A 21,624-nucleotide genomic window follows, 5' to 3' on the forward strand; every position below is an offset into this window, starting at 1 on the left:
GTATCTGTCTATCAGTCGAATCATATATTGGATACCGGATTCTGCAACACTGAACTGGTCCGACAAAGACTTAATACTTTCACCATTTTGCCGTAACTCATAGATTTTGACTTTGTCTTCATAACTTAATTTCATAAAAATAACACCCCAAATGTTAGATTTTTTCTGTCTAACTTTTGGGGTGCGGTTCAAAAGGCGTCTAGGTATTTTTGTTTGATATATGTGAGTTCTTTATTCCAGCACCAACATGCCATCTTGCACTGCAAATGGATCTTTTTCATTAATGCGGTCGTAGAACATAATGCCGTTGGTGTGGTCAATTTCGTGTTGGACCACGATTGAGTTGTAGCCTTTGAGTTTGATACGGTGTTTTTGACCGTCCTTGTCAAAGTAATCCACGGTCACCCGTGCATGACGCACGACATAGCCTGGCACTTCTCGGTCAACGGACAGGCAGCCTTCACCATCAGCCAGAGCAGCATCTTGGACGGAGTGGGCAACAACTTTGGGATTGTACATGACTTGAGCCAATGAATAAGCTTCTTTCGGTGGATTGCCTTCCTCGTCTTCTGGATTGGGGACTAAAACAGCGATAACCCGCTTGGAGATATCTAGCTGGGGAGCTGCTAGACCAACACCGCCACGCAAGCCCATCTTTTCAGCCATGACTGGATCCTGAGAATGTTTCAGAAATTGCATCATTTTCTCACCCAGAATGATTTCCTGGTCTGACAGAGGGAAGCTGACTTCCTCGGCCACCGCACGCAGGGTCGGGTTGCCTTCGCGGATAATATCGCTCATATCAATCAAATGAGCTGCTTTGGTTAATTTATCAATAACAGATGTTTTTTCAATAACAGACATGATTCTCTCCTTTTTCTACTCTTCATCATAACACAAATTGAAGAAGAAATAAAGGAAGGTGCTACCTTTTTATTGTGGTCAGTGTAGCGTTAATGGAGACAGGTGGACGGATTTCTGATTTTTTAAGAAAAGATGATTGCGTCTTTTTCTAAAAAACTGTATGATAAAAGGAGTGTGATTTTTAAAGGAAAATAGAATGAAAAAGTTTATGGAAAAAGTGAGTATCCTCTCACTTTCTTTAGTTTTGACTACAGCATTTTCGGTTTCCAGTGCTCAATCAGCTATGTTTGCCTTCTATAAAGACCTGCCAGAGAGCTGGGTGGAATTGCTTGTTTCTCTGCCTTCGGCCGGCATTATGCTGATGCTGCTCTTAAACGGCCGAGTTGAGAAATATTTATCCGAGCGACAGATGATTGTGACGGGGCTCCTGATTTTTTCTCTCTGCGGTTTTGTTCCCCTCTTAAATCAGAATTATTGGGTGATTTTTGCCTCGCGTTTCATCTTTGGTATGGGAGTCGGTCTTCTTAATGCCAAAGCGATTTCAATTATTAGTGAGCGTTATAGAGGTAAGGAACGGATTCAGACTTTGGGTTTGCGCGGTTCGGCAGAAGTTGTTGGAACAGCGCTGTTGACGCTGGGGGTCAGCCAGCTACTTCGCTTTGGCTGGGAAGTCGCTTTCTTGGTCTATGCGTCAGGTCTGATTGTTTTGGCACTCTATTTGCTCTTTGTCCCCTATGGCAAGGAGGAAAAGCAGCACAAGACTCATCAGGTAGGAAGACGTTTAACAGCTTCACAGTGGTTTTTGACAATCGGTCTGGCATTTGTGGCGGCTGTGATCGTTTTGAGCAATGTCGTGATCAATCTGCGCGTGCCTGGAATTGTTGAGAAGTCTGGTATGGGAAGTGTTCAGACAGCTGGTCTGATTCTCTCAGTCATGCAGTTAATCGGGATTGTAGCAGGCCTATCTTTTTCACCCCTGCTGCATCATTTTAAGGAAAATTTGCTGACTCTTGCAGGAGCGGTATTCGGTCTGACTCTTATCATGATTGGTCTTGCACCCAATCTGTTTCTGTTGAGCATGACTACCATTGCTGCCGGCTTTGCCTATAATATCAGTCTGATAGCAATTTTCCATATTCTTTCTGAGAGGATTCCCAGCAAGTCCCTCAATCAAGCAACTTCGATTGCGATTTTGGGCTGCAGTAGCGGAGCTACTTCTACAACCTTCGTGCTGAGTCTGATTGGCAATTTCTCAAGTCAGGCCTCTTTTATCTTCGGTATCTTGGGAGCGCTGATGGTTTTGATAGCAGTGTTGGCCTTTAGTATCGTCAAGAAAACGGCCGTTTAGGAGGAAAAGATGCGTCTGGATAAATTTTTAGTCGAAAGCGGCCTTGGCTCGCGCAGTCAAGTCAAACAACTGTTGAAAAAGCGTCAAGTTTGGGTCAATGGCGCAGTAGTAACATCAGCCAAGACTCAGATTGATGAACAGTCTGACCAGATTATGGTGGATGGTCAGGAATTAAAATATGAAAAATTTGTTTATTACCTTTTAAACAAGCCCAAAGGAGTCATTTCAGCCACGACGGATGACCAGCATCGAACGGTTCTGGATTTGCTTGATGATATTGCCCGTCAAAAGGAAGTCTTCCCTGTTGGGCGACTAGATATAGACACGCATGGACTCCTGCTTCTAACCAATAACGGCCCATTATCGCACACTATGCTGTCACCCAAGCGTCATGTTCCTAAGCTTTATCAGGCTCAGGTTGCTGGTCTGATGGATCAGGCGGATATTGAGCGTTTTGCCCAAGGCATAGAACTCAAAGACTTCACCTGTCAGCCAGCCCAGCTAAAAATCTTAGAAACGGATGAAACAACTGAGACCAGTCGGGTGCAGATTACCCTTTCAGAAGGTAAGTTTCATCAGGTGAAGCGCATGGTTTTAGCTTGCGGGAAGGAAGTAATCGACCTCCAGCGCTTATCCATGGGGCCTTTGCAGCTAGATGAAAGTCTAGAGCTAGGTCAATGGCGACGCTTGACCAAAGAAGAATTGCAGAGCTTGGAAATCTTTCAAGTTGAACTATAGGAAATTGGGAAAGTGGAGCAGATTGATCGCTTCACTTTTACTCTATTTGACAGTTAAGCCTTGATATGATAAGATTTAGGTAACTATATCTAGAAAAAGTTTCAGAGGAAATTATGGCAATTGAAAAGACAGTCAGCGAGCTGGCCGAGATCTTAGGAATCAGCCGTCAGGCAATCAATAACCGTGTCAAGGCCTTGCCGCCGGAGGATACAGAAAAAAATGAAAAAGGAGTCACAGTTGTGACTCGCAGTGGCCTGATTAAGTTAGAAGAAATTTACAAAAAGACGATTTTTGAAGACGAGCCGGTCAGTGAAGAAGTCAAGCAGCGCGAGCTGATGGAAATTTTAGTGGATGAGAAAAATGCTGAGATTTTGCGTCTTTATGAACAACTCAAGGCCAAAGATAGCCAGCTGGCTAAAAAAGACGAGCAGCTCCGTATCAAGGATGTGCAGATTGCAGAAAAAGACAAACAGCTGGACCAGCAGCAGCAGCTGACGGCCAAGGCTATGAGTGAGCGTGAAACCCTCCTCTTGGAGCTGGATGAAGCCAAGGAGAAGGTGCAGGAGCAAGAGAGCAAAGGTTTCTTCGCCCGTTTCTTTGGAAGATAATAAAGAAAATCTCAGTTGAACAGGCTGAGATTTATTTGTGAAAAAAGGATCAGAATCAAGAGGGAAAAACAGCAAGTATTGATTTGCTGGAGCCATTTTGTGACCGCCAGATTTTTCCTTAACTCAGCCAGGCAGCCCTCCAGACCAAGTATGATGTTGGCTGGTCCAGACTATCTACACTTCTAAAAAATAATAAAGGAAAAGAAATGAAATCACAAAGATTAGGAATTTTAAGACTTTATCGGAACCTTGATAAATTATTGGTGCTCTTCTTTTTGGATTTTATGCTGATGGAATACGCATGGATCCCTTTTAATTCATTTTCAGCTGAGACCTTACTCAAGCAGACAGGTTACCTCTTTTTTTCTTATAATAATGCTCTGGGAGTTTTAACTTCTGATTGGCTGGTTTCTTTAGGATTTGTGGGTCTATTTGTGGCCAATCTTTTAGTAGCTTATTACCAAATTGGCCTTATTTTTATGGGGGTGCGCAATCTTTTAGACAAGCAGGAGCGAAGCATTTTTCAATTTATCAAGCAAACTTTCAAAGACAGTTGGAGTTTGATTAAATATGCTCGTCCCAGTAAGATTCTGTTTATAGCGCTTTATGCAGGATTTCTCTTTCCCTTTTTGCGCCATGTCCTAAAGATTTATTATCTTAATAAAATTCTAATTCCGGAGTTTATTGTCACCTATTTGCAGAATACAGTTTGGATGAAGGGTTTGATTTCAGTTCTTGGTATTCTCATATATTTGGCAGCCGTTCGGCTCATGTTTGCCCTGCCTCAGTTATTTTTTGAGCATGTCCCTTTACGAGAGGCCATTCGCTACAGTTTGCAGAAAACCCAAAAACGAGTCCTTTATTATTCTTGGAGTCTCTTTTGGCTGCTCATTAAAAGTTTTTTACTATTTCTTCTCATCACTGTCCCAATTTTAGTGATTCAGCAATATGCCGATAGCCAGTCGAATGCCATCTCTTTTGCCAGTGCCATGGTCAATTATGTTTTGATTAAGTTGGCTTATTACTTCATGTTGGCCTATTTCCTGCTTAAATTTATTGCCTTTTTGACAGATAGTTCTTTCGCGGAATACCAACATAGAAAAGGGTTGCCCCTAATGCGTTGGTTTGTACTGTTGTCCACCAGTGCTGTATTTGCGATTGAAAGCTTTGTCTATTTAAATTTCCCGCTGGAAAACATCCCGCTTACGATTTCTCATCGAGGAGTTTCCCAAGCCAATGGCGTCCAGAATACGGTTGAATCGCTAGAAAAAACAGCCCTTCTCAAACCAGATTATATTGAAATGGATGTGCAAGAAACCAAGGATGGTCAATTTGTCATGATGCACGATGCCAATTTGCGCCAGCTGGCTGGTGTCAATGCCAAGCCACAAGAGCTGACTTTGGATGAGCTTACTTCTTTAGACATTTTTGAAAATGGCTATTCAGCAAAAATTTCCAGTTTTGATAGCTATTTGGAGCGAGCCAATCAATTAGGACAACGGCTTTTGATTGAAATTAAGACCAGTCATTTAGATTCTGAGGATATGATGGAGCGCTTTATGACTCGTTATGGAGCCAAGATTAAAATTTACGGGCATCAAATTCAGTCCTTAGACTATCGCGTGATTGATAAGGTGCGTAAATATGATGCGTCAATCCCAACCTTTTTCATCCTACCTTATAATACGATTTTCCCAAGGACAAAGGCCTCAGGCTACACCATGGAGTATTCAACCTTAGATGAAAACTTCGTGTTTAAGCTTTGGACTTCAGACAAACTCTTGTATGATTGGACGATTAATAGTGAAGATGCAGTGGCCAAATCCTTCCGCCTAGGAGTTGATGGGATTATCACAGATGATTTAGAACTGGTTCAAAATTCAATCAAGAGACTGAGAGATAATCCAGAGTATGCCATCCTCCTCATGAATAAAGCAGTAGATTTATTTAATTTTACATAAAAAATGCTGATTTTAGCAATCATGCTAGAATATAGCTGATACAACAAAGACAAATGAAGTCACAAAAAAACTCTAAGCAGTGTAAAATTTTTGCCTAGAGTTTTCTTTATAGCTGGTGAATAAGTTTATCAGCCAAAGTTAGAATGGTAGTTTTCCTGCAAATGCACCCAATTTCTTTTTAGTTGCTTCATCAATCTGCTCAAGAGCGCTGTTGATGGCCTGAATGGTCATATCTGATAAAGTTTCCAAATCCTCTGGATCGACAACTGCCTCTTGAAATTCCAATTTTACAACTTTTTTATCGCCGGTTAAAGTCGCTACAACTAAATCTTGGGCTGATTTACCGGTGAATTCTGTCGCAGCCAGCTCTTCTTGGCCTTTTTCCATTTGCTTCTGAAGCTTTTGAGCTTGCTTCATCATGGATTGCATGTTCATCATAATAGAAATTCTCCTCAGTATTTAAATTCAACTATTATTCTACCATATTTGGCAATTCTAAGCTAGACTTATCTAAATCAACCGTCAGCTGATAGTCGGTTTGATCACGAACGGTATGCTCGAAGTCAGTAGTGTATAGGACGAGGCGGAGCTGGTCGCCTTTTTTCATCTTGTAGATGGTTGGCTGTAGCTCGAAGGAACATTCCATCCATTGGTCAGGGATGATCTCTTCGACAGTCAGTAGGTTTGCCCGATTTTGCAGGTTGAGAAAGCCTTTGGTAATGACACGGTGTGGCGTTTCAGTATGGGGGAGTTCAACCAGATTGTCCAGCATATAGTAGCGGCCGTTGTCCATGACTCTAGGCTCAATCGGTGTGGGAATCGGAGTAAGGCGTTTAGCTGGTCCGAAGTCCAGCAATTGAGCAGAGATCAGCCCCTTATCGGTGCTGGACTTGAGGCGAAGATTGAGTTGGCTTGCTCCGTTGAGAAAGAGGTCCTTTTCCAAGGTCCAGTCCAGAGTAATCTGGTTGACTTTACCGTCAAAAAGCTCAGTTTTAAAGCTTTGGTAGTTTTTGGCAAAGCGATTATAGTCTTCTTCTGGATATTGATTTTTGATAGATTGGCAGTCTTGGCCTAGTTGGAGATGAAGATTCTGCTCTTGCCCGCCGAAGTCTTCCAAGGTCAACCAGTTTTGAGCTTGGCTGTTGTCCTGCCAGATGACTGCTGGCAGTTCGAAGTCTGATTCACATCCTAGCAGTTTCTTGCTCAGCAGAGCATTGATAGACTCACGGAAGTCAATGGACTGCCAGTTGTTCATGTAAACATGGGCACCATTGTGGAAGAAGAGGTGCTTTTTGATGTGGGCTGGCAAGGCTCGGAACATATTATAGACATGGAGGGGCTTAACATTCCAGTCTTGAGAGCCGTGGGTGAAGACGACTTCGGCCTTGACCTTATCTGCATTGATCAGGTAGTTGCGGTCATGCCAAAATTGATTGTAATCTCCGGTTTGTCGATCTAGGTCCTTACGCTGTTGCTCTAGACTTTGCTGATAAGCATCATTATGACGCAGGTAGTCACCAGCCCTTAGGTTGCGGGAGTAGGTCAGTTCAGTCAGAGATTCAAAATCCTCTCCTGGGTAGCCACCGGGACTGGTGACTAGGCCGTTTTCGCGGTAGTAGTTGTACCAAGAAGAAATACCAGCTTCGGCAATGATGACCTCCAGTCCATCTACACCAGTTGTAGCCAATCCATTGGACATGGTGCCCAGATAGGAAATGCCGGTCGTTGCGACTTTGCCGTTGGACCAAGTGGCCTTGATTTCCCGCTGGCGCGTGTGGTCAGTAAAGGCTCGGCAGCGGCCATTGAGCCAATCAATAACGTTCTTATAGGCTTCGATCTGCTGATAGTCGCCGCTGGTCATCAGTCCTTCAGAATCTTTGGTTCCCACTCCAGACACGTAGAGATTGGCAAAGCCGCGGGGCAGCAAGTAGTCATTGAGCGTGTAGGTGCCGATATGACCTAGTTTTTCCTCGGCTTCAGAGACTTCTTGAGCTGGAGCTGGCGCGTCCAGCTGGAGCAATTTGAGCTCAGGCTCTTGTACTGTGATTTGATGGGGCTCTTTTTTTGCTAAGTCTACATTCATATTGTGGAGAGCCTTGTCGCTGGCCGGGTCATTGGTCCCTTGATGATAAGGAGAAGCTGTCATGACAGCTGGGACTTGCCCTTGATAGCGGGGGCGGATAATGCTGACCTTGACCAAATCTGGCAGGCCATCTCCATCGGTATCAACTCGGCTTTCTACATAGACCACCTCGCGGATGGCATCATGGCTGGTAAAAGTTGCCAGACTCTTGCCGTTGAAGTAGTGGTGGGTATTGTCCTCGGGGATCAAACCCTCGCTGACTAGCTTATCAACCAGCAGATTGCCGTTTTTTGTTCGAGTGTTGAGCAACTGGTAGAGGTTTTCCAATAGAGCGCCGTAAACGATAGGAAAGTTGCTTTCCGTCCGGAATTTCTCAAGATCGGTGAAATCCATAAAAGGCACAAGGTCTAGGAGTTGGAAAGCAGTCATGTAGAAGACCTCAGCCGTCAGTTCTCGATCAGACTGGAAGAAGCTCAGCAGGTCTGTTTCGCTATCTGCAGCCCAGGCTTGGAGCAGGTAATCGGTATTCTGATAGAGAAAGAAACAGCGACGCAGAAAATGTTCAAAATTTTTCTTATCGGACTGCTGCGGATCAAAAGAAAAGCCCAGCTGGGACAACTCTTCTTTCATTTTCTCAGGCGCTGTCTTACTGTAACTATACTGATTAAAATGCATCATTTTTCCTCTTTTTCTTGTTTTTATTTAAAATGACCTTTACATTATCCATTATACTTGATAAAATATAGATTGTCTAAAAAATTTTTTAAGGAGAAATTAAATGGATTTCAATTGGGCTATTAAATATGCCACAGAATTTCTAGGAACAGCCATCCTCATCATTTTGGGGAATGGTGCTGTAGCCAATGTTGAATTAAAGGGCACCAAAGGTCATCAAAGTGGTTGGTTGGTCATCGCCGTTGGTTATGGTATGGGGGTTATGATTCCAGCTCTGATGTTTGGAAATGTCTCAGGTAACCACATCAATCCTGCTTTCACTTTAGGGCTTGCAATTAGCGGATACTTCCCATGGGGACAAGTGGCTCCATATATCGTTGCGCAAGTTTTGGGTGCGATCTTTGGACAGGCTTTGGTTGTGGCAACACATCATCCTTACTACTTAAAAACAGAAAAACCTAATAATATTTTAGGTACTTTCTCAACAATTTCAAGTTTGGATCACGGAACGCCTGAATCTCGTAAAGCAGCAACAATCAATGGATTTGTCAATGAGTTTGTTGGCTCCTTTGTTCTTTTCTTTGCAGCAATGGGCTTGACAAAACACTACTTTGGAGCAGAAGCTCTTCAATACATGAAGCAATTAGCTGAACAAACAGGTCAAAAAGCTGATTTTTCTCAATTGGCTCTTAAAGCACAAATTGCGCCTCACACAGCAGCTGGTCTTTCTGTCGCTCACTTGGCGCTTGGTTTCCTAGTTATGGCATTGGTAACTTCACTTGGTGGTCCTACTGGCCCAGGTCTCAACCCTGCCCGTGATCTCGGACCACGTATCTTGCACGCTATTTTGCCAAAATCAGTCCTTGGTGAACACAAGGGTGATTCAAAATGGTGGTATGCTTGGGTACCCGTTGCAGCTCCGATTCTTGCAGGGATTGCAGCAGTTGCTCTGTTTAAAGCTATTTATGGATAATAAACATTCAAAGGCTGAGAGAAATCTCGGTCTTTTTTATTTGGCAGCTGTCCACTTATTAATCGTCTGAAGGGTCGGAGAATACTGGACTGTTTTCGTCTCGTTCAGTTTTTTAATATGGTCAGATAAAATGTTTAAAAAATTGTTGATTTGCGCATAATTTCTTGTAAAAAAAATCAAAATCTATTACAATAAAATGGTTTGGAGGAAGTTATGAGTACAAATCATATTACAAGGATTATTCCGGTAATAAAAGTAAATAATCGCAATCTTAATCAAGATTTTTATGTAAAAACTCTAGGGATGAAATCCTTGTTGGAAGAAGCTGCTCTGTTATCTTTGGGAGATCAGACTAAAACAGAAAAATTGATTTTAGAAGAATCTCCAAGCATGCGCTCGCGTCGTGTAAAAGGGCCTAAAAAATTATCAAGGCTCATAATTAAAGTGCAAGAGCCTAAAGAAATAGAGGCTCTATTAGCTCAAAAACCGGAATGTCTCAAACTTTACCGAGGCAAAGTCGGTTACGCTTTTGAAGCTTTGTCTCCAGAAGGCGATCGGATTTTGCTACATGCTGAGACAGAGGTTTCTTCTCTTAAAGAAGTGGCAGAGGTGCCGTTATTTAAAAAGCGGGAGGATTTTATTGGGCTCAGCCAGTTTGATGTTGAGGTACTGGAACTTCATGTTTCTGATGTTGAAAAAGCGGAAGCCTTTTATCAAAAGATTGAGAATGCTTGTGATTTTCTGGTTTTTAAGGAGGCATTTGGGCCAGACTTGTCAGTGAGTAATGAAAAAACTTGGGATTTGGCTATGCTGAAATGTAAACTAGTCACCTTGGATACCAATCTTTTGAAAGAAGTTTTTCAAAATCAGGAAATCTTCATACCGAAGTCTGATAAATTTTTACTCAGTCAAGACCCGAATAAGATTGAACTGTGGTTTGAAGCATGAGTATCGAAATGATTCTTGGAAAAATTGATGAACAGCTGAGGGCGGGAATTTATCCTGGCGCCAGTTTGGCTTTGTATCGGGATGGACAATGGCAGGACTTTTACCTTGGGCTGGCAGATCCCAGTCGCAAGGAGGAAACACGGCCAGGACTGGTCTATGATTTGGCCAGCGTCAGTAAGGTGGTTGGTGTTGGGACTGTAGCTGCTTTTTTGTTTCATAGCAGTTCTCTAGAGCTGGATCGGCCTTTGAGGCATTATTATCCTGCTTTTCATGATAATCAGGTCACGGTGCGGCAGCTGTTGACCCATACCTCTGGGCTGGATCCTTATATTCCCCGTCGTAATGAGTTGAATGCTCAAGAGCTGAAGGCAGCACTTAACCATCTAACTGTTCTTGAGGATAGGTCATTTCGCTATACGGATGTCAATTTTCTGCTATTAGGTTTTATGTTAGAAGAGATGTTTGACAAGTCCTTAGATGCTCTCTTTCGGCAGGAAATTTTTGAGCCTTGGCAGCTTTCAGAAACTGGTTTTGGTCCTGTAAAAGAAGCAGTACCGACGGTGCGAGGTGTAGAGGGGGGCTTAGTGCACGATCCTAAGGCGCGTGTGTTGGGAATTCATGCTGGCAGTGCAGGACTGTTTTCTACTGTAAAGGATTTACAATGTTTCTTGGAACATTATCTACAGGATGATTTTGCTTCCGAATTGACCCAGAATTTTTCCAGAGAAGCAGGGAAGGCTCGCAGTTTGGGCTGGAATATAGATGGAAATTGGCTGGATCATACAGGCTATACGGGTACTTTTATTATGTATAACCGAATTGAGCAAAAGGCTGTTATTTTTCTATCTAACAGAACTTATGAAAAAGATGAGCGAGCTCAGTGGATTTTGGATCGCAACCAGCTAATGGACCTGATCAAAAAAGAATTATAAAATAGGAACTCCAGACTGGAAATGCTGGAGTTTTTTTGTCGTGGAAAAACAAAGATAACAATCGCTTTTTTTGTAAAAGTATATTAAAATAAAAAGGAGAGAAAGATTTATCGAGAAGAAAAATGACAAAAGAAATAGGTGTCGGGACGGCACATAGTAAGATAATTTTAATGGGGGAACACTCGGTCGTGTATGGCTATCCAGCTATCTCCCTGCCACTGAATAATATTGAGGTCACTTGCCAAGTATTTCCATCTGAATCCACCTGGACTCTCTACAAGGACGATACCCTGTCTATGGCTGTTTTTGCGAGTCTGGAACATTTGGGGAAACAGGAAGCCAGAATTCGCTGTCAGGTGAAATCTATGGTTCCTGAGAAAAGAGGGATGGGCTCGTCTGCGGCGGTCAGTATTGCGGCTATTCGAGCTGTCTTTGACTATTTTGAAGAGGAGTTGGATGATCAGACTCTAGAAATCTTAGTCAATCGAGCAGAGATGATTGCTCATATGAATCCTAGTGGTCTAGATGCTAAAACTTGTCTTAGCGATGTAGCCATCAAATTCATCCGCAATCTGGGTTTCAGCGAGATTGAGCTGAATCTGAATGCTTATCTGCTGATTGCTGATACCGGTATTTACGGGCATACCCGCGAGGCTATCAAAGTTGTGGAGAATCAAGGACAAAAAGCCTTGCCTCTACTACAGGAGCTGGGTAATTTGACTAAAATTGTAGAAAAGGCCATCGCTGCAAAAGATCTGCTAACCATGGGGCTAACTATGACCAAAGCGCACGAGAAATTGACTCAGCTGGGTGTTTCCTGTCCCAAAGCAGATGCTCTGGTTAGTCTGGCTGTCGAAAATGGTGCCTTAGGCGCCAAAATGAGTGGGGGCGGTTTAGGTGGCTGTATCATTGCCCTTGTAAAAGAAAAAGGTGAGGCGGAAAAATTAGCCGTCCTACTGAGAGAGAAAGGTGCGGTAAACACATGGATAGAAAGCCTGTAAGCGTCAAATCCTATGCTAATATTGCCATTATTAAGTATTGGGGAAAAGAAAATGCCAAAGAGATGATTCCATCAACCAGCAGTATTTCCCTAACCTTAGAAAACATGTACACCGAGACTAGATTGAGTCCCCTGCCAGCTGGTGCGACGAGAGATGAATTTTATATTAATGATCAGCTGCAAAATGAAGCCGAGCATGAGAAGATGTCGCGCATTATTGATCGCTTCAGACAGGATTCAGCTGATTTTGTCCGTATTGACACCCGCAACAATATGCCAACAGCAGCAGGGCTTTCTTCTAGTTCCAGTGGCTTGTCTGCTCTAGTTAAAGCCTGTAATGCTTATTTTGAAACGGGCTATGAAACAGAAGAGCTGGCTCAACTGGCTAAGTTTGCTTCCGGCTCCTCAGCTCGCTCCTTTTTTGGCCCTTTGTCAGCCTGGGATAAGGATAGTGGTGCTATTTACCCCGTCCAAACGGATCTAAAACTGGCTATGATTATGCTGGTCCTTTATGATGAAAGGAAACCCATCTCCAGTCGGGAAGGCATGAGGATCTGCCAAGCAACGTCCAGCAATTTTAAGGAATGGGTTGAGCAGTCTGCGCAGGATTATAGGCATATGCTGGCCTACCTCAAGGACAACGATTTTGATAGGGTCGGTCAGCTGGCAGAAAGCAATGCCCTACTCATGCACTCGACTACCCAGACAGCCCAGCCGCCCTTTAGCTATTTAACTGACCAATCCTATGTTGCAATGGACTTCATCAAGGAGTTGCGTCAAAAAGGAGAGCGTTGCTATTTCACCATGGATGCTGGGCCGAATGTTAAGGTTCTTTGTTTAGAAGAAGATCTGGACCATCTGGTTCCGATATTTGAAGAAAGATACCGCCTAATTGTTTCTAAAACAAAGGATTTACCTGATGAAGTCTGAACGAATTGTAAAAACCTGTGGAAAACTTTATCTGGCGGGTGAGTATGCTGTGCTTAGCCCTAGTCAAGCAGCCCTGATTAAAAATATTCCTATTTTTATGACGGGGAGAATTCAACCCGCCGTTACCTATCGTTTGGCTTCGGATATGTTTAATCATCAGGCTTCTCTGGAGCCGGATGCGGACTATGCCCTGATTCAGGAGACAATTGCGGTCATGAACGATTGGTTACTGGCGCAGGGGGTCACTTCCCAGCCCTTTTCTCTGACTATCAGTGGCAAGATGGAAAGGGAAGGGAGAAAGTTTGGGATTGGCTCCAGTGGTAGTGTAGTGATTTTGACACTGAAAGCAATGGCTGCTTTTTATCAGATGAATGTAGATGCGGAGCTGCTTTTTAAGCTGGCCGCTTTTGTCCTGCTGCGACGGGGAGACAACGGCTCTATGGGTGATTTGGCTTGCATTGCCTTTGAAGACTTGGTCTTTTATCGTTCTTTTGACCGAGCGCACATTCGAAAGCAGCTGGCCGCAACCGATATGATGACAGTTCTTGCCCAAGATTGGGGCTACCAGATTCGTCGTATTCAGCCTGCTTTAGCCTGTGATTTCTTAGTTGGTTGGACCAAGGAGCCAGCTATTTCCAAAGACTTGGTTGAGCAGGTTAAGTCAGCTATTGACGATCACTTTTTATCACAGACTCAGCAACAGGTGAATCTTCTGGCTGCGGCTCTGACAAGTGGGGATAAGACGGCTGTAAAGGCCAGTCTGGAAGAAGTCAGCAGTCTGTTAGCAGGACTCAGTCCAGCTATTTATACAACGAAATTAAGCCAGTTGAAAGCGGTAGCCGAGGGGCTAGACTGTGTAGCAAAAAGCAGCGGTGCCGGGGGTGGAGATTGTGGAATTGCGCTGGTTTTTAATGCCGAAGATAAGCAGATCCTGCTGCAGCGCTGGCAGTTAGCAGGGATTGAATTATTACACCAAGAAAGGATGGGCGAGTATGAGTCAGAGTCGTAAAGATGACCATATAAAATACGCTTTGGAGCAGACTCCGGGCTACAATAGCTTTGATGAGATGGAGTTGATTCATCGCTCGCTCCCAGAATATGATTTAGACGAAATTGATTTGTCAACTCATTTTGCTGGTCGCGACTGGGAGTTCCCTTTTTATATTAATGCAATGACCGGTGGCAGTCCAAAAGGCAAAGAAATCAATGAGAAATTGGCTCAGATAGCAGAGACCTGTGGCATTCTTTTCGTGACGGGCTCCTACAGTGCTGCTCTTAAAAATCCAGCGGATGATTCTTATAGGGTAGCTAAGGAGCGACCTGCTCTATTACTAGCTACTAATATTGGACTGGACAAGCCCTATGAAGCTGGCCAGCAGGCAGTGTCCGACCTACAGCCTATCTTTCTGCAGCTTCATGTCAACCTTATGCAAGAACTTCTGATGCCAGAAGGTGAGCGGGAATTCCGAGCTTGGAAACACCATCTCAAAGATTATGCGGACAGGCTATCTCTGCCAATTGTTGTAAAAGAGGTTGGTTTTGGCTTGGATCGTAGGAGTCTAGAGGCGGCTCGGGCTATGGGAGTCAAGACCTTTGATATTTCTGGTCGCGGAGGAACTAGCTTTGCCTACATCGAAAATCGCAGAAGCGGGCAGCGAGATTATCTCAATGACTGGGGTCAGACCACCCTGCAGGCTCTGCTCAATCTACAGGATTTGCGGGAAGAGACCGAACTTTTAGTCAGTGGAGGAGTCCGCCACCCATTAGATATTATCAAGGCCTTGGTTCTAGGCGCCAAAGCAGTCGGTCTATCTCGGACAATGCTGGAATTGGTCGAACATCATTCAGTAGATGAAGTTGTTGCCATCCTTAACGGTTGGAAGACTGATCTGCGTCTGCTCATGTGCGCCCTTTCCTGTCGAAATCTAGAAGAACTAAAACAAGTCCCTTACTTGCTTTACGGTCGCCTGAAAGAAGGCCGGGATCAACTCAGTCAGATAAGGGACAACTAAGCAAAAAATCACATGCAGAAAGTCTGTTAAAAAACGGACTGCATGTGATTTTTATGTTTATTGATTCTTTTTTCGTAGATCTTTCAAAATCTTTTGGGCAAGAGATAAGTTAAAGCTCTTTTCAGCTGTTAGTCGGTTAACTAAGAGTGGAACTTCCTGTTCTTGCGCACCTGCCAGAAGAGCCAAGGATTTGGCTTGCAGTTTCATATGCCCAGCCTGAATGCCTGTGCTGACGAGGGCTTTGAGGGCCGCAAAATTTTGCGCCAGGCCGACAGAAACGATTAGGCTAGCCAACTCTTTGGCTGTAGGCTGATTTAGAAGGTCAAAACTGGCTGCAACCGTCGGATTGAGACCAATAGAGCCCCCCTTGGTTGCGATAGGCATAGGCAGGGTTAGTTGACCTTGCAGTTTGCGATTTGTCCAGTTAGCTGTCCAGCTGGTCAGGCCTTGGTAAGAGCCTGAACGAGCAGCGTAGGCATGAGCCCCAGCTTCAATGGCGCGCCAATCATTGCCGCTTGCCAAAACAACGGCGTCAATGCCGTTAAAAATCCCCTTATTATGGGTGCTGGCGCGATAAGGATCAGCCTTAGCAAATTGGCTGGCTAGGACCATCTTCCGAGCAATCTTTTCCGCTTCGGTCTTGTCACGGCTGAGGAGACGGAAATCAATCTCACAGCTAGCTGTCACCAGAGCTTCTGTAGCATAATTGGATAGGATGGCCATCAGACTCTCTCCACCAGTCCATAACTCGAGCTGCTCCTTGAGAGCTTCCAGCATAGTGTTAAGGATATTGGCTCCCATGGCTTCCTGAGTATCGACAAGAAGATAAACGACCAGAAAATCGGTCTCTCCTTTCAGAAGTTCTGTCCGTAGGTCACAAGCACCGCCGCCCCGTTTGACAATGGAAGGGTAGGCTTGGTTGGCCAGTTCCAGCAAAATAGCTTTCTTTTCTTGGATTTGATGAAGAGCTGAGCTGACGTCCGGTATATCGTAGAGGGCAATCTGACCGATCATCTGGCGGTTGTGGACAGTGGTTGTAAAGCCCCCGCTACGTTTGATAATCTTGGCCGCAAAGCTAGCGGCAGCAACAACAGAAGGTTCTTCTGTTACAAAAGGAACCTGATAAAGTTTATCATCTACCAGAAAATCAGGTGCGATGGAATAAGGGAGAGCCAGAGTGCCTAAGACATTTTCGCTCATCTGATCTGCTGTTTCCAGAGAGAGGGTTTGCTGCTCTGCCAGTTGCTGCCAATGCTCGTAATCAATCAGCTCCTTCTCTTTTAGGAACTCTAGCCGTTCAGCGGGTGTTTTTTTTGAAAATCCAGTCCAATTTAGCTTCATAGCGCTTTCTCAACTTTAATATATTTTCGCTGATGCTCAGCAATTTCAGTCAGAGCATAGACCTGATTTTCATAACCGCTGAAGTGAGCATTTCCGTTTTCATCTAGCTGGGCTTCTTCAAAAAACATTTGCTCATAGTCAGGGATCGATACAGGCAGGCGTTGATCTAATTCTTGGAGGCGTGTTGTTGAAAGTTGCTGTTCATAGCCGTCCACCACATTTGCGCTGAAAATTTCAGCCACTGCTCCGCTGCCATAACTAAAGAGAACAATCTTATCACCAGCCTTTAGATTGTCAGAGTTTTCTAAAAGGGACAGCAGGCCCAGAAAGAGCGAGCCAGTATAGATGTTTCCTACTTTTTGGCTGTAAAGAATAGATTTATCGAAATTATCCTTTAGAATTTGCTGCTGGTCTTCTGGCAGGGTTTTATCCATGATTTTTTTCATGCCCTTAAGGGCCAGTTTTGGATAAGGCAAGTGGAAACAGTAGGCCGCAAAATCTTTGAGTGAGACTTTATGGCGCTGCTGATATTCAGCCCAAGTTGACTTTAAGCTGTCCAAATACTGCTGAGTAGAATAGATTCCGTTAACAAATGGCGTAGTCGAGTAATTTGGACGCCAAAAATCCATAACATCACGTGTTTGTGCTACATTATCTTCGTTGAAAGATAAAATCCGTGGATTTTGACTAATGAGCATTGCAATAGAACCAGCTCCTTGAGTCGGTTCTCCCGGAGTATGGGCACCGTATTTAGCAATATCGCTAGCAATCACTAAGACCTTGCTTTGAGGATACTGTTTAACATGCAGCTTGGCATAGTCAAGTGCTGCCGTGGCTCCATAGCAAGCCTCTTTGATTTCAAAACTGCGGGCAAAGGGCTGGATGCCGAGCAAGCCATGAATAAAAACTGCCGCAGCTTTACTTTGGTCAGTCCCAGATTCAGTTGCGACAATGACCATGTCGATTTCTTGTTTGTCCTTCTCTGATAAAATAGATTCGGCAGCAGAAGCCCCCAAAGTAATAATATCCTCTGTAATGGGTGCAATACTCAATTCTTTGAGTAGGAGGCCCTTACTTAATTTTTCAGGGTCGATGCCACGTTTTTCAGCCAAATCATCTAATTTTAAAACATAATTGCTTGTTGCAAAACCGATTTTATCGATTCCGATTGTCATAGTAAGACCTCTTTAAATCCTTTGATATCTAATATTATCTGAACACTATTTTACCATACTTGGGGGTAAAACTCTTATAAAAAATGCTGAATCTGTCCAAATCAGACTTAAGACGGATTTTGTACAAAAAATGCGTGAAATCGGAGGAAGATCGATTTCTATCCAGTCTGATGAGCTGCTGTAGAAAAGTCATCTTTGCCTATTTCAGCAAAGATGACTGCATACATTTTACAAGGATGGGCAGATCGCCTTATGTTTGGTGGACTTTCTTAGAACTAGTAATCTAAGTAGTCTTTTTTTGACGTTTCTTCAAATAGTTGTAAATCTTCAGTACTACAGTCCCGCTGGCCATCCCGATGGAGATAACTAAAGCTAGAATTACAACTAAGGTGGCATTGACCATAGCCTGACTGTAATCACCTGTCACAAAAAAGGCGGTTGTCCGATAGGAAATGTAGCCGGGAACCAGGGGAGCCAGAATGGCTAAAATGAAAACAACAGCCGGCGTTTTGAGGACGATACTGAGAATCTGACTGCAACAGGAGCCAATGATCGCGGCGATAAAAGTTGCCACAATAACATTGGTCGGTCCCTTGAGCAGGAGGTAAAGGAGCCAAGTACTCATTCCCAAAATGCCCCCAGGGATGAGCATGCTGCGTTGGACATTTAGAACGATTAAAAAAAGAATGATGGCAAGCAGACTAGCGATTGCTTGCAGAATAAATGTGAGTAGTGTCATAATTTTATTTCATTAAAACAAGGGCAACAGAAGTGCCCGCACCAAGGGCAAGAGTAATGAGAAGCGATTCAAAGAGCTTGCTCATTCCGGAGTTGATGTGGTTGGTCATAATGTCTCGTACCGAGTTGGTCAGAGCAATTCCTGGGACGAAGGGCATGACGGCACCTGCGATAATCAAATCTGCTGTTGAGTCGAAACCTGAGTAACGGGCCCAGACCTGAGCCAATAATCCGAAGACGAAGGCTCCAGCAAAGGCCGAGACAAAAGGAATCCGAATGTATTTGTCGACATAAAGGGAGAAGGAAAATCCAAATAAAGTTGCCACTCCAGCCCCAATAGCATCGTAGAAATTCCCGCCGAACATGATGGAGAAGAAGGGAGCACTGAGTGTTGCAGCCGTAATTAGCTCTTTTTTATTATAAGGAACTTTCTTTGATTTGAGTGTCCTCAGCTGCTCAAAAGCCTCTTCTAGACTGATTGCACCACTGACCAGTTGCCGAGAAACCTGATTGACATCACAGACCTTCTCGATATTGTAGTTCATATGGATATTCCGCTTCATTCGCGAAATATTGGTGTTTTCAATTGAAAAGAAAATAGCGACAGGCATGGCTAAGGCATTGCAGTCCATGATTCCCTGCGAATGGGCGATGCGGATCATCGTGTCCTCAACTCGGTAAATCTCAGAGCCACTTTGCAAGAGAAGTGTACCTGCTAACATGATGACATCCACGGCCAGATTAAGATCTTTTTCTTCTTTCATAGAAATGTTCTCAGCCATTTCATCCCCTTTTCCTCATTTCACAATAACTCTATTATAACACAAATGACCAAAGCTATCGCAATAAATCAAAATAAAACCAGCTGATTTTCAGCTGGTTTTAAGATTAGGAAAGAGGCTTAGCTAAGTGCATCATCCATTGAAAGAACTTCGTGGAAGACACGTTGTGTCAATTCAGTTTTTTGTTCTGGAGTGAGGTACTTAGTATTTACACAGTAACCTGAGATACGAACAATAACGTCTTCACCACTCATGATCTTTTCGTAAACATCGTTCAAGTCCATAACGTTCAAGTTAACGTGTTGTCCACCGTTTTCGAAGTAACCATCAAGGATTGTTACCAAGTTATCAACTTGTTCGTCACGAGTCTTACCAAGAGCGCGTGGTGATACTTGAGTTGTCAATGAGATACCGTCAGCTGCGTAGCTAAAGTCAAGGCTAGCAAGTGAGTTCAAGTTTTGCAACCATCCACCTTTAGCTTTGTTAGATGGGTTAGCACCTGGTGAGAAGAATTCAAGTTTAGACAAGTTCACAGAACCATCTTCGTTGAGGTATACACCTTTATGGACTGGTGAGTTACCAGTTTGTTTAGAGTAAGCAACATTAGATGTGATAGTCAAAAGTGATACTGTCGCTTCAGCGTCTTTGTAAAGTTTGTGGCTACGTAGACGAGTTGTGTAAGCTTCAACCAACCATTCTGCCAATTCGTTTGAACGAGGGTCATCTTCACCCCAACGTGGGTATTCACCGATTGTTTCGTAATCGTAGATGTAGCCATTTTCGTCACGGATTGGTTTAACTGTAGCGTACTTGATAGCTGACAATGTATCAACAGTGTTGGCAAAACCACAGATACCGAATCCCATGTTAGCACGTTGTTTAGTTGGCAAGAAGGCCATTTGAACAGCTTCGTAGTTGTACTTATCAGTCATGTAGTGGATGATATTCAAAGCATCTACATAAGTGTCAGTCAACCAGTCCAGAGATTTTTCAAAGTTTGCTTTAACTGATTCAAATTCAAGAACTTCGTCACGGATTGGGTCGATGTCAAATACCTTGTAGTCTTTGTGAACATCATCGTAACCACCGTTCAAACCAGTAAGAAGAGCTTTCAATACGTTTACACGAGCACCGAAGTACTGGATGTTGTGACGTTGGTCTTCGTTTTCTGGGTCAAGTGGTGATACACAGCATGAGATACAGCTCATTTCACCGTATCCGTCTTTTGCCATAGTTGTTACGCCTTCATATTGGATAGAAGAGTGTTTGTGGCTCATGTGCATACAGTAGCGACGGAATGAGTATGGCAATTTGTCAGTCCAAAGAACTGTCAAGTTTGGTTCTGGTGAGTTACCGATGTTGTCAAGTGTGTTCAAGAAACGGTAGTCCATCTTAGTAACACGGTGACGACCGTCGTTACCCATACCTGCCATAGAAGTTGTGATGAAGGTTGGGTCACCAGAGTACAATTGGTCATAAGCTTTTGTACGAGCGAATTTCACTGTACGAAGTTTCATAACGAAATCGTCAACGAATTCTTGGATTTCTGACTCAGTAAATGTACCGCGAGCAAGGTCACGTTCTGCAAAGATATCCAATACGATTGGAACACGTCCAAGCGATGTAGCAGCGCCGTTAATAACACGGCAGACTGACATGAAAGCGATGTTCACCCATTGAATCGCTTCTTTCACGTTCATAGCTGGTTTACGAACGTCAACTCCGTAAAGGTCACCCAAGCGAACAACTTGTTGCAAAGCTTGGTATTGAAGGTTTACTTCTTCACGGAGACGGATGGTTTCTTCGTCGATTTCTTTGATTGCATTCCAGTCGTTTACTTTTTCTTGCATCAAGTAGTCTGCACCGTAGAGAGCAAGACGTGCGTAAACACCGATGATACGTCCACGTGAGTAGGCATCTGGAAGACCAGTTACAGTGTGAGCGTGACGAGCGCGACGAATGTTTGAAGTGTAGGCACGGAAGATACCGTCGTTAACCGTTGTTACATATTTAGTGAAGATTTCGTGAACAGCTGGATCTGGTTCATAGCCATTTTCCTTCAAAGTAGTTTCAGCCATACGGATACCACCTTTTGGCATGAAGTTCAATTTGAAGAGTTCATCGTTTTGGATACCGTAGATCAGCTCGTTGTCTCTATCGATGTAACCAGCAGGGATATCAGCGATTGATGTTGGACGAGTGTCCATAGGGAAACGAGTTTCTTCGTAATGAGCCTTAGTTTCTTCAACAATTTTCTTAATATGAAGAGAACGCTCAGTAGGTCCTGCTAGGAAGCTTTCGTCACCATCATAAGGTGTATAGTTAGCTTGAACGAAGCGAGAAATACTTGCTTTTTCTTTCCAGTCTACACCTTTGAAGCCTTCCCAAGCTTTGTCGAAAATATCTTGAGCTTCAACAACTGTTTTAACAACCATTTGATTTTCCTCTTAATTCTAGTAACAAGCATCTGTTACATTTATATTTAAAGTATATCACAAGGTAATCGGTTTCACAAA

The 21,624-nt window shown here is 43.7% G+C and carries 19 protein-coding genes; 11 read left to right on the plus strand and 8 right to left on the minus strand.

Annotation, left to right across the window (positions count from 1 at the left end):
• Positions 1–231: 231 nt before the first annotated feature.
• Positions 232–864: a peptide deformylase gene (gene def, locus AC5FEC_RS02660; protein WP_493661207.1), complete on the minus strand. Its 633-nt coding sequence runs from the start codon at positions 862–864 to the stop codon at positions 232–234.
• Positions 865–1,060: 196 nt separating this feature from the next.
• Between def and AC5FEC_RS02665 the strand changes: the two genes are divergently transcribed.
• From AC5FEC_RS02665 to AC5FEC_RS02680, 4 genes are all read left to right on the plus strand, one after another.
• Positions 1,061–2,212, plus strand: a complete 1,152-nt coding sequence (locus AC5FEC_RS02665; RefSeq protein WP_493661208.1) for an MFS transporter — start codon at positions 1,061–1,063, stop codon at positions 2,210–2,212.
• A 9-nt stretch (positions 2,213–2,221) separates the two neighbouring features.
• Positions 2,222–2,950, plus strand: a complete 729-nt coding sequence (locus tag AC5FEC_RS02670; protein ID WP_493661209.1) for a pseudouridine synthase — start codon at positions 2,222–2,224, stop codon at positions 2,948–2,950.
• Between the two features lie 113 nt (positions 2,951–3,063).
• The gene (locus AC5FEC_RS02675; RefSeq protein WP_493661210.1) at positions 3,064–3,558 is read left to right on the plus strand and encodes a DUF536 domain-containing protein; all 495 of its coding nucleotides are present in this window, start codon (positions 3,064–3,066) and stop codon (positions 3,556–3,558) included.
• A 206-nt stretch (positions 3,559–3,764) separates the two neighbouring features.
• Positions 3,765–5,519 (plus strand): glycerophosphoryl diester phosphodiesterase membrane domain-containing protein, encoded by a 1,755-nt coding sequence (locus AC5FEC_RS02680; protein ID WP_493661211.1) that lies wholly within the window; start codon positions 3,765–3,767, stop codon positions 5,517–5,519.
• A 138-nt stretch (positions 5,520–5,657) separates the two neighbouring features.
• Here AC5FEC_RS02680 and AC5FEC_RS02685 read toward each other — a convergent pair whose 3' ends face one another.
• Together AC5FEC_RS02685 and AC5FEC_RS02690 are read right to left on the minus strand one after the other, a co-directional pair.
• Entirely contained in the window at positions 5,658–5,957 is a 300-nt protein-coding gene (locus AC5FEC_RS02685) for a YbaB/EbfC family nucleoid-associated protein (protein WP_062200091.1), read from the minus strand.
• Between the two features lie 34 nt (positions 5,958–5,991).
• Positions 5,992–8,277, minus strand: coding sequence for a Xaa-Pro dipeptidyl-peptidase (locus AC5FEC_RS02690; protein ID WP_493661255.1), 2,286 nt, complete (start codon positions 8,275–8,277; stop codon positions 5,992–5,994).
• 103 nt (positions 8,278–8,380) lie between these two features.
• On the opposite strand from AC5FEC_RS02690, the gene gla reads away from it, so the two are divergent.
• From gla to fni, 7 genes are all read left to right on the plus strand, one after another.
• Positions 8,381–9,250 carry an aquaglyceroporin Gla gene (gene gla, locus AC5FEC_RS02695; protein WP_037618531.1) on the plus strand — a complete coding sequence of 290 codons (870 nt, stop codon included), beginning with the start codon at positions 8,381–8,383 and terminating at the stop codon, positions 9,248–9,250.
• A gap of 213 nt (positions 9,251–9,463) precedes the next feature.
• Complete coding sequence (locus AC5FEC_RS02700; RefSeq protein ID WP_493661212.1) at positions 9,464–10,198, plus strand: CppA N-terminal domain-containing protein; 735 nt, start codon at positions 9,464–9,466, stop codon at positions 10,196–10,198.
• Positions 10,195–11,130: a serine hydrolase domain-containing protein gene (locus AC5FEC_RS02705; protein WP_148880733.1), complete on the plus strand. Its 936-nt coding sequence runs from the start codon at positions 10,195–10,197 to the stop codon at positions 11,128–11,130. The genes AC5FEC_RS02700 and AC5FEC_RS02705 overlap by 4 nt, the downstream gene beginning before the upstream one ends.
• Before the next feature lie 122 nt (positions 11,131–11,252).
• Positions 11,253–12,131, plus strand: coding sequence for a mevalonate kinase (gene mvk, locus AC5FEC_RS02710; protein ID WP_493661213.1), 879 nt, complete (start codon positions 11,253–11,255; stop codon positions 12,129–12,131).
• Entirely contained in the window at positions 12,113–13,060 is a 948-nt protein-coding gene (gene mvaD, locus AC5FEC_RS02715) for a diphosphomevalonate decarboxylase (RefSeq protein ID WP_493661214.1), read from the plus strand. The genes mvk and mvaD overlap by 19 nt, the downstream gene beginning before the upstream one ends.
• Entirely contained in the window at positions 13,050–14,069 is a 1,020-nt protein-coding gene (locus tag AC5FEC_RS02720) for a phosphomevalonate kinase (RefSeq protein WP_493661215.1), read from the plus strand. Before mvaD ends, AC5FEC_RS02720 begins: the two co-directional genes overlap by 11 nt.
• Positions 14,053–15,072: a type 2 isopentenyl-diphosphate Delta-isomerase gene (gene fni, locus AC5FEC_RS02725; protein WP_493661216.1), complete on the plus strand. Its 1,020-nt coding sequence runs from the start codon at positions 14,053–14,055 to the stop codon at positions 15,070–15,072. Before AC5FEC_RS02720 ends, fni begins: the two co-directional genes overlap by 17 nt.
• Before the next feature lie 57 nt (positions 15,073–15,129).
• On the opposite strand, the gene AC5FEC_RS02730 is transcribed toward fni, so the two are convergent.
• The 5 genes from AC5FEC_RS02730 to pflB form a co-directional block, all read right to left on the minus strand.
• Positions 15,130–16,413: a hydroxymethylglutaryl-CoA reductase, degradative gene (locus AC5FEC_RS02730; RefSeq protein ID WP_493661217.1), complete on the minus strand. Its 1,284-nt coding sequence runs from the start codon at positions 16,411–16,413 to the stop codon at positions 15,130–15,132.
• Positions 16,410–17,588 carry a hydroxymethylglutaryl-CoA synthase gene (locus tag AC5FEC_RS02735; protein ID WP_493661218.1) on the minus strand — a complete coding sequence of 393 codons (1,179 nt, stop codon included), beginning with the start codon at positions 17,586–17,588 and terminating at the stop codon, positions 16,410–16,412. Before AC5FEC_RS02735 ends, AC5FEC_RS02730 begins: the two co-directional genes overlap by 4 nt.
• 283 nt (positions 17,589–17,871) lie before the next feature.
• Entirely contained in the window at positions 17,872–18,327 is a 456-nt protein-coding gene (locus tag AC5FEC_RS02740; protein ID WP_037618510.1) for a threonine/serine exporter family protein, read from the minus strand.
• Positions 18,328–18,331: 4 nt separating this feature from the next.
• Positions 18,332–19,090, minus strand: a complete 759-nt coding sequence (locus AC5FEC_RS02745) for a threonine/serine exporter family protein (RefSeq protein WP_156956328.1) — start codon at positions 19,088–19,090, stop codon at positions 18,332–18,334.
• 137 nt (positions 19,091–19,227) lie between these two features.
• Complete coding sequence (gene pflB, locus AC5FEC_RS02750) at positions 19,228–21,543, minus strand: formate C-acetyltransferase (protein ID WP_493661219.1); 2,316 nt, start codon at positions 21,541–21,543, stop codon at positions 19,228–19,230.
• Positions 21,544–21,624: the final 81 nt, after the last annotated feature.

Source organism: Streptococcus sp. STC1396 (assembly GCF_058933875.1).

Coding starts and splice junctions, on each gene's coding strand:
- mvk (WP_493661213.1), top strand. CDS start 11,253: ATGACAAAAGAAATAGGTGTCGGGACGGCACATAGTAAGATAATTTTA.
- mvaD (WP_493661214.1), top strand. CDS start 12,113: ATGGATAGAAAGCCTGTAAGCGTCAAATCCTATGCTAATATTGCCATT.
- AC5FEC_RS02740 (WP_037618510.1), bottom strand. CDS start 18,327: ATGACACTACTCACATTTATTCTGCAAGCAATCGCTAGTCTGCTTGCC.
- AC5FEC_RS02675 (WP_493661210.1), top strand. CDS start 3,064: ATGGCAATTGAAAAGACAGTCAGCGAGCTGGCCGAGATCTTAGGAATC.
- AC5FEC_RS02720 (WP_493661215.1), top strand. CDS start 13,050: ATGAAGTCTGAACGAATTGTAAAAACCTGTGGAAAACTTTATCTGGCG.
- AC5FEC_RS02690 (WP_493661255.1), bottom strand. CDS start 8,277: ATGCATTTTAATCAGTATAGTTACAGTAAGACAGCGCCTGAGAAAATG.
- AC5FEC_RS02665 (WP_493661208.1), top strand. CDS start 1,061: ATGAAAAAGTTTATGGAAAAAGTGAGTATCCTCTCACTTTCTTTAGTT.
- AC5FEC_RS02705 (WP_148880733.1), top strand. CDS start 10,195: ATGAGTATCGAAATGATTCTTGGAAAAATTGATGAACAGCTGAGGGCG.
- gla (WP_037618531.1), top strand. CDS start 8,381: ATGGATTTCAATTGGGCTATTAAATATGCCACAGAATTTCTAGGAACA.
- AC5FEC_RS02680 (WP_493661211.1), top strand. CDS start 3,765: ATGAAATCACAAAGATTAGGAATTTTAAGACTTTATCGGAACCTTGAT.
- AC5FEC_RS02735 (WP_493661218.1), bottom strand. CDS start 17,588: ATGACAATCGGAATCGATAAAATCGGTTTTGCAACAAGCAATTATGTT.
- pflB (WP_493661219.1), bottom strand. CDS start 21,543: ATGGTTGTTAAAACAGTTGTTGAAGCTCAAGATATTTTCGACAAAGCT.
- AC5FEC_RS02700 (WP_493661212.1), top strand. CDS start 9,464: ATGAGTACAAATCATATTACAAGGATTATTCCGGTAATAAAAGTAAAT.
- AC5FEC_RS02730 (WP_493661217.1), bottom strand. CDS start 16,413: ATGAAGCTAAATTGGACTGGATTTTCAAAAAAAACACCCGCTGAACGG.
- AC5FEC_RS02745 (WP_156956328.1), bottom strand. CDS start 19,090: ATGAAAGAAGAAAAAGATCTTAATCTGGCCGTGGATGTCATCATGTTA.
- fni (WP_493661216.1), top strand. CDS start 14,053: ATGAGTCAGAGTCGTAAAGATGACCATATAAAATACGCTTTGGAGCAG.
- AC5FEC_RS02685 (WP_062200091.1), bottom strand. CDS start 5,957: ATGATGAACATGCAATCCATGATGAAGCAAGCTCAAAAGCTTCAGAAG.
- def (WP_493661207.1), bottom strand. CDS start 864: ATGTCTGTTATTGAAAAAACATCTGTTATTGATAAATTAACCAAAGCA.
- AC5FEC_RS02670 (WP_493661209.1), top strand. CDS start 2,222: ATGCGTCTGGATAAATTTTTAGTCGAAAGCGGCCTTGGCTCGCGCAGT.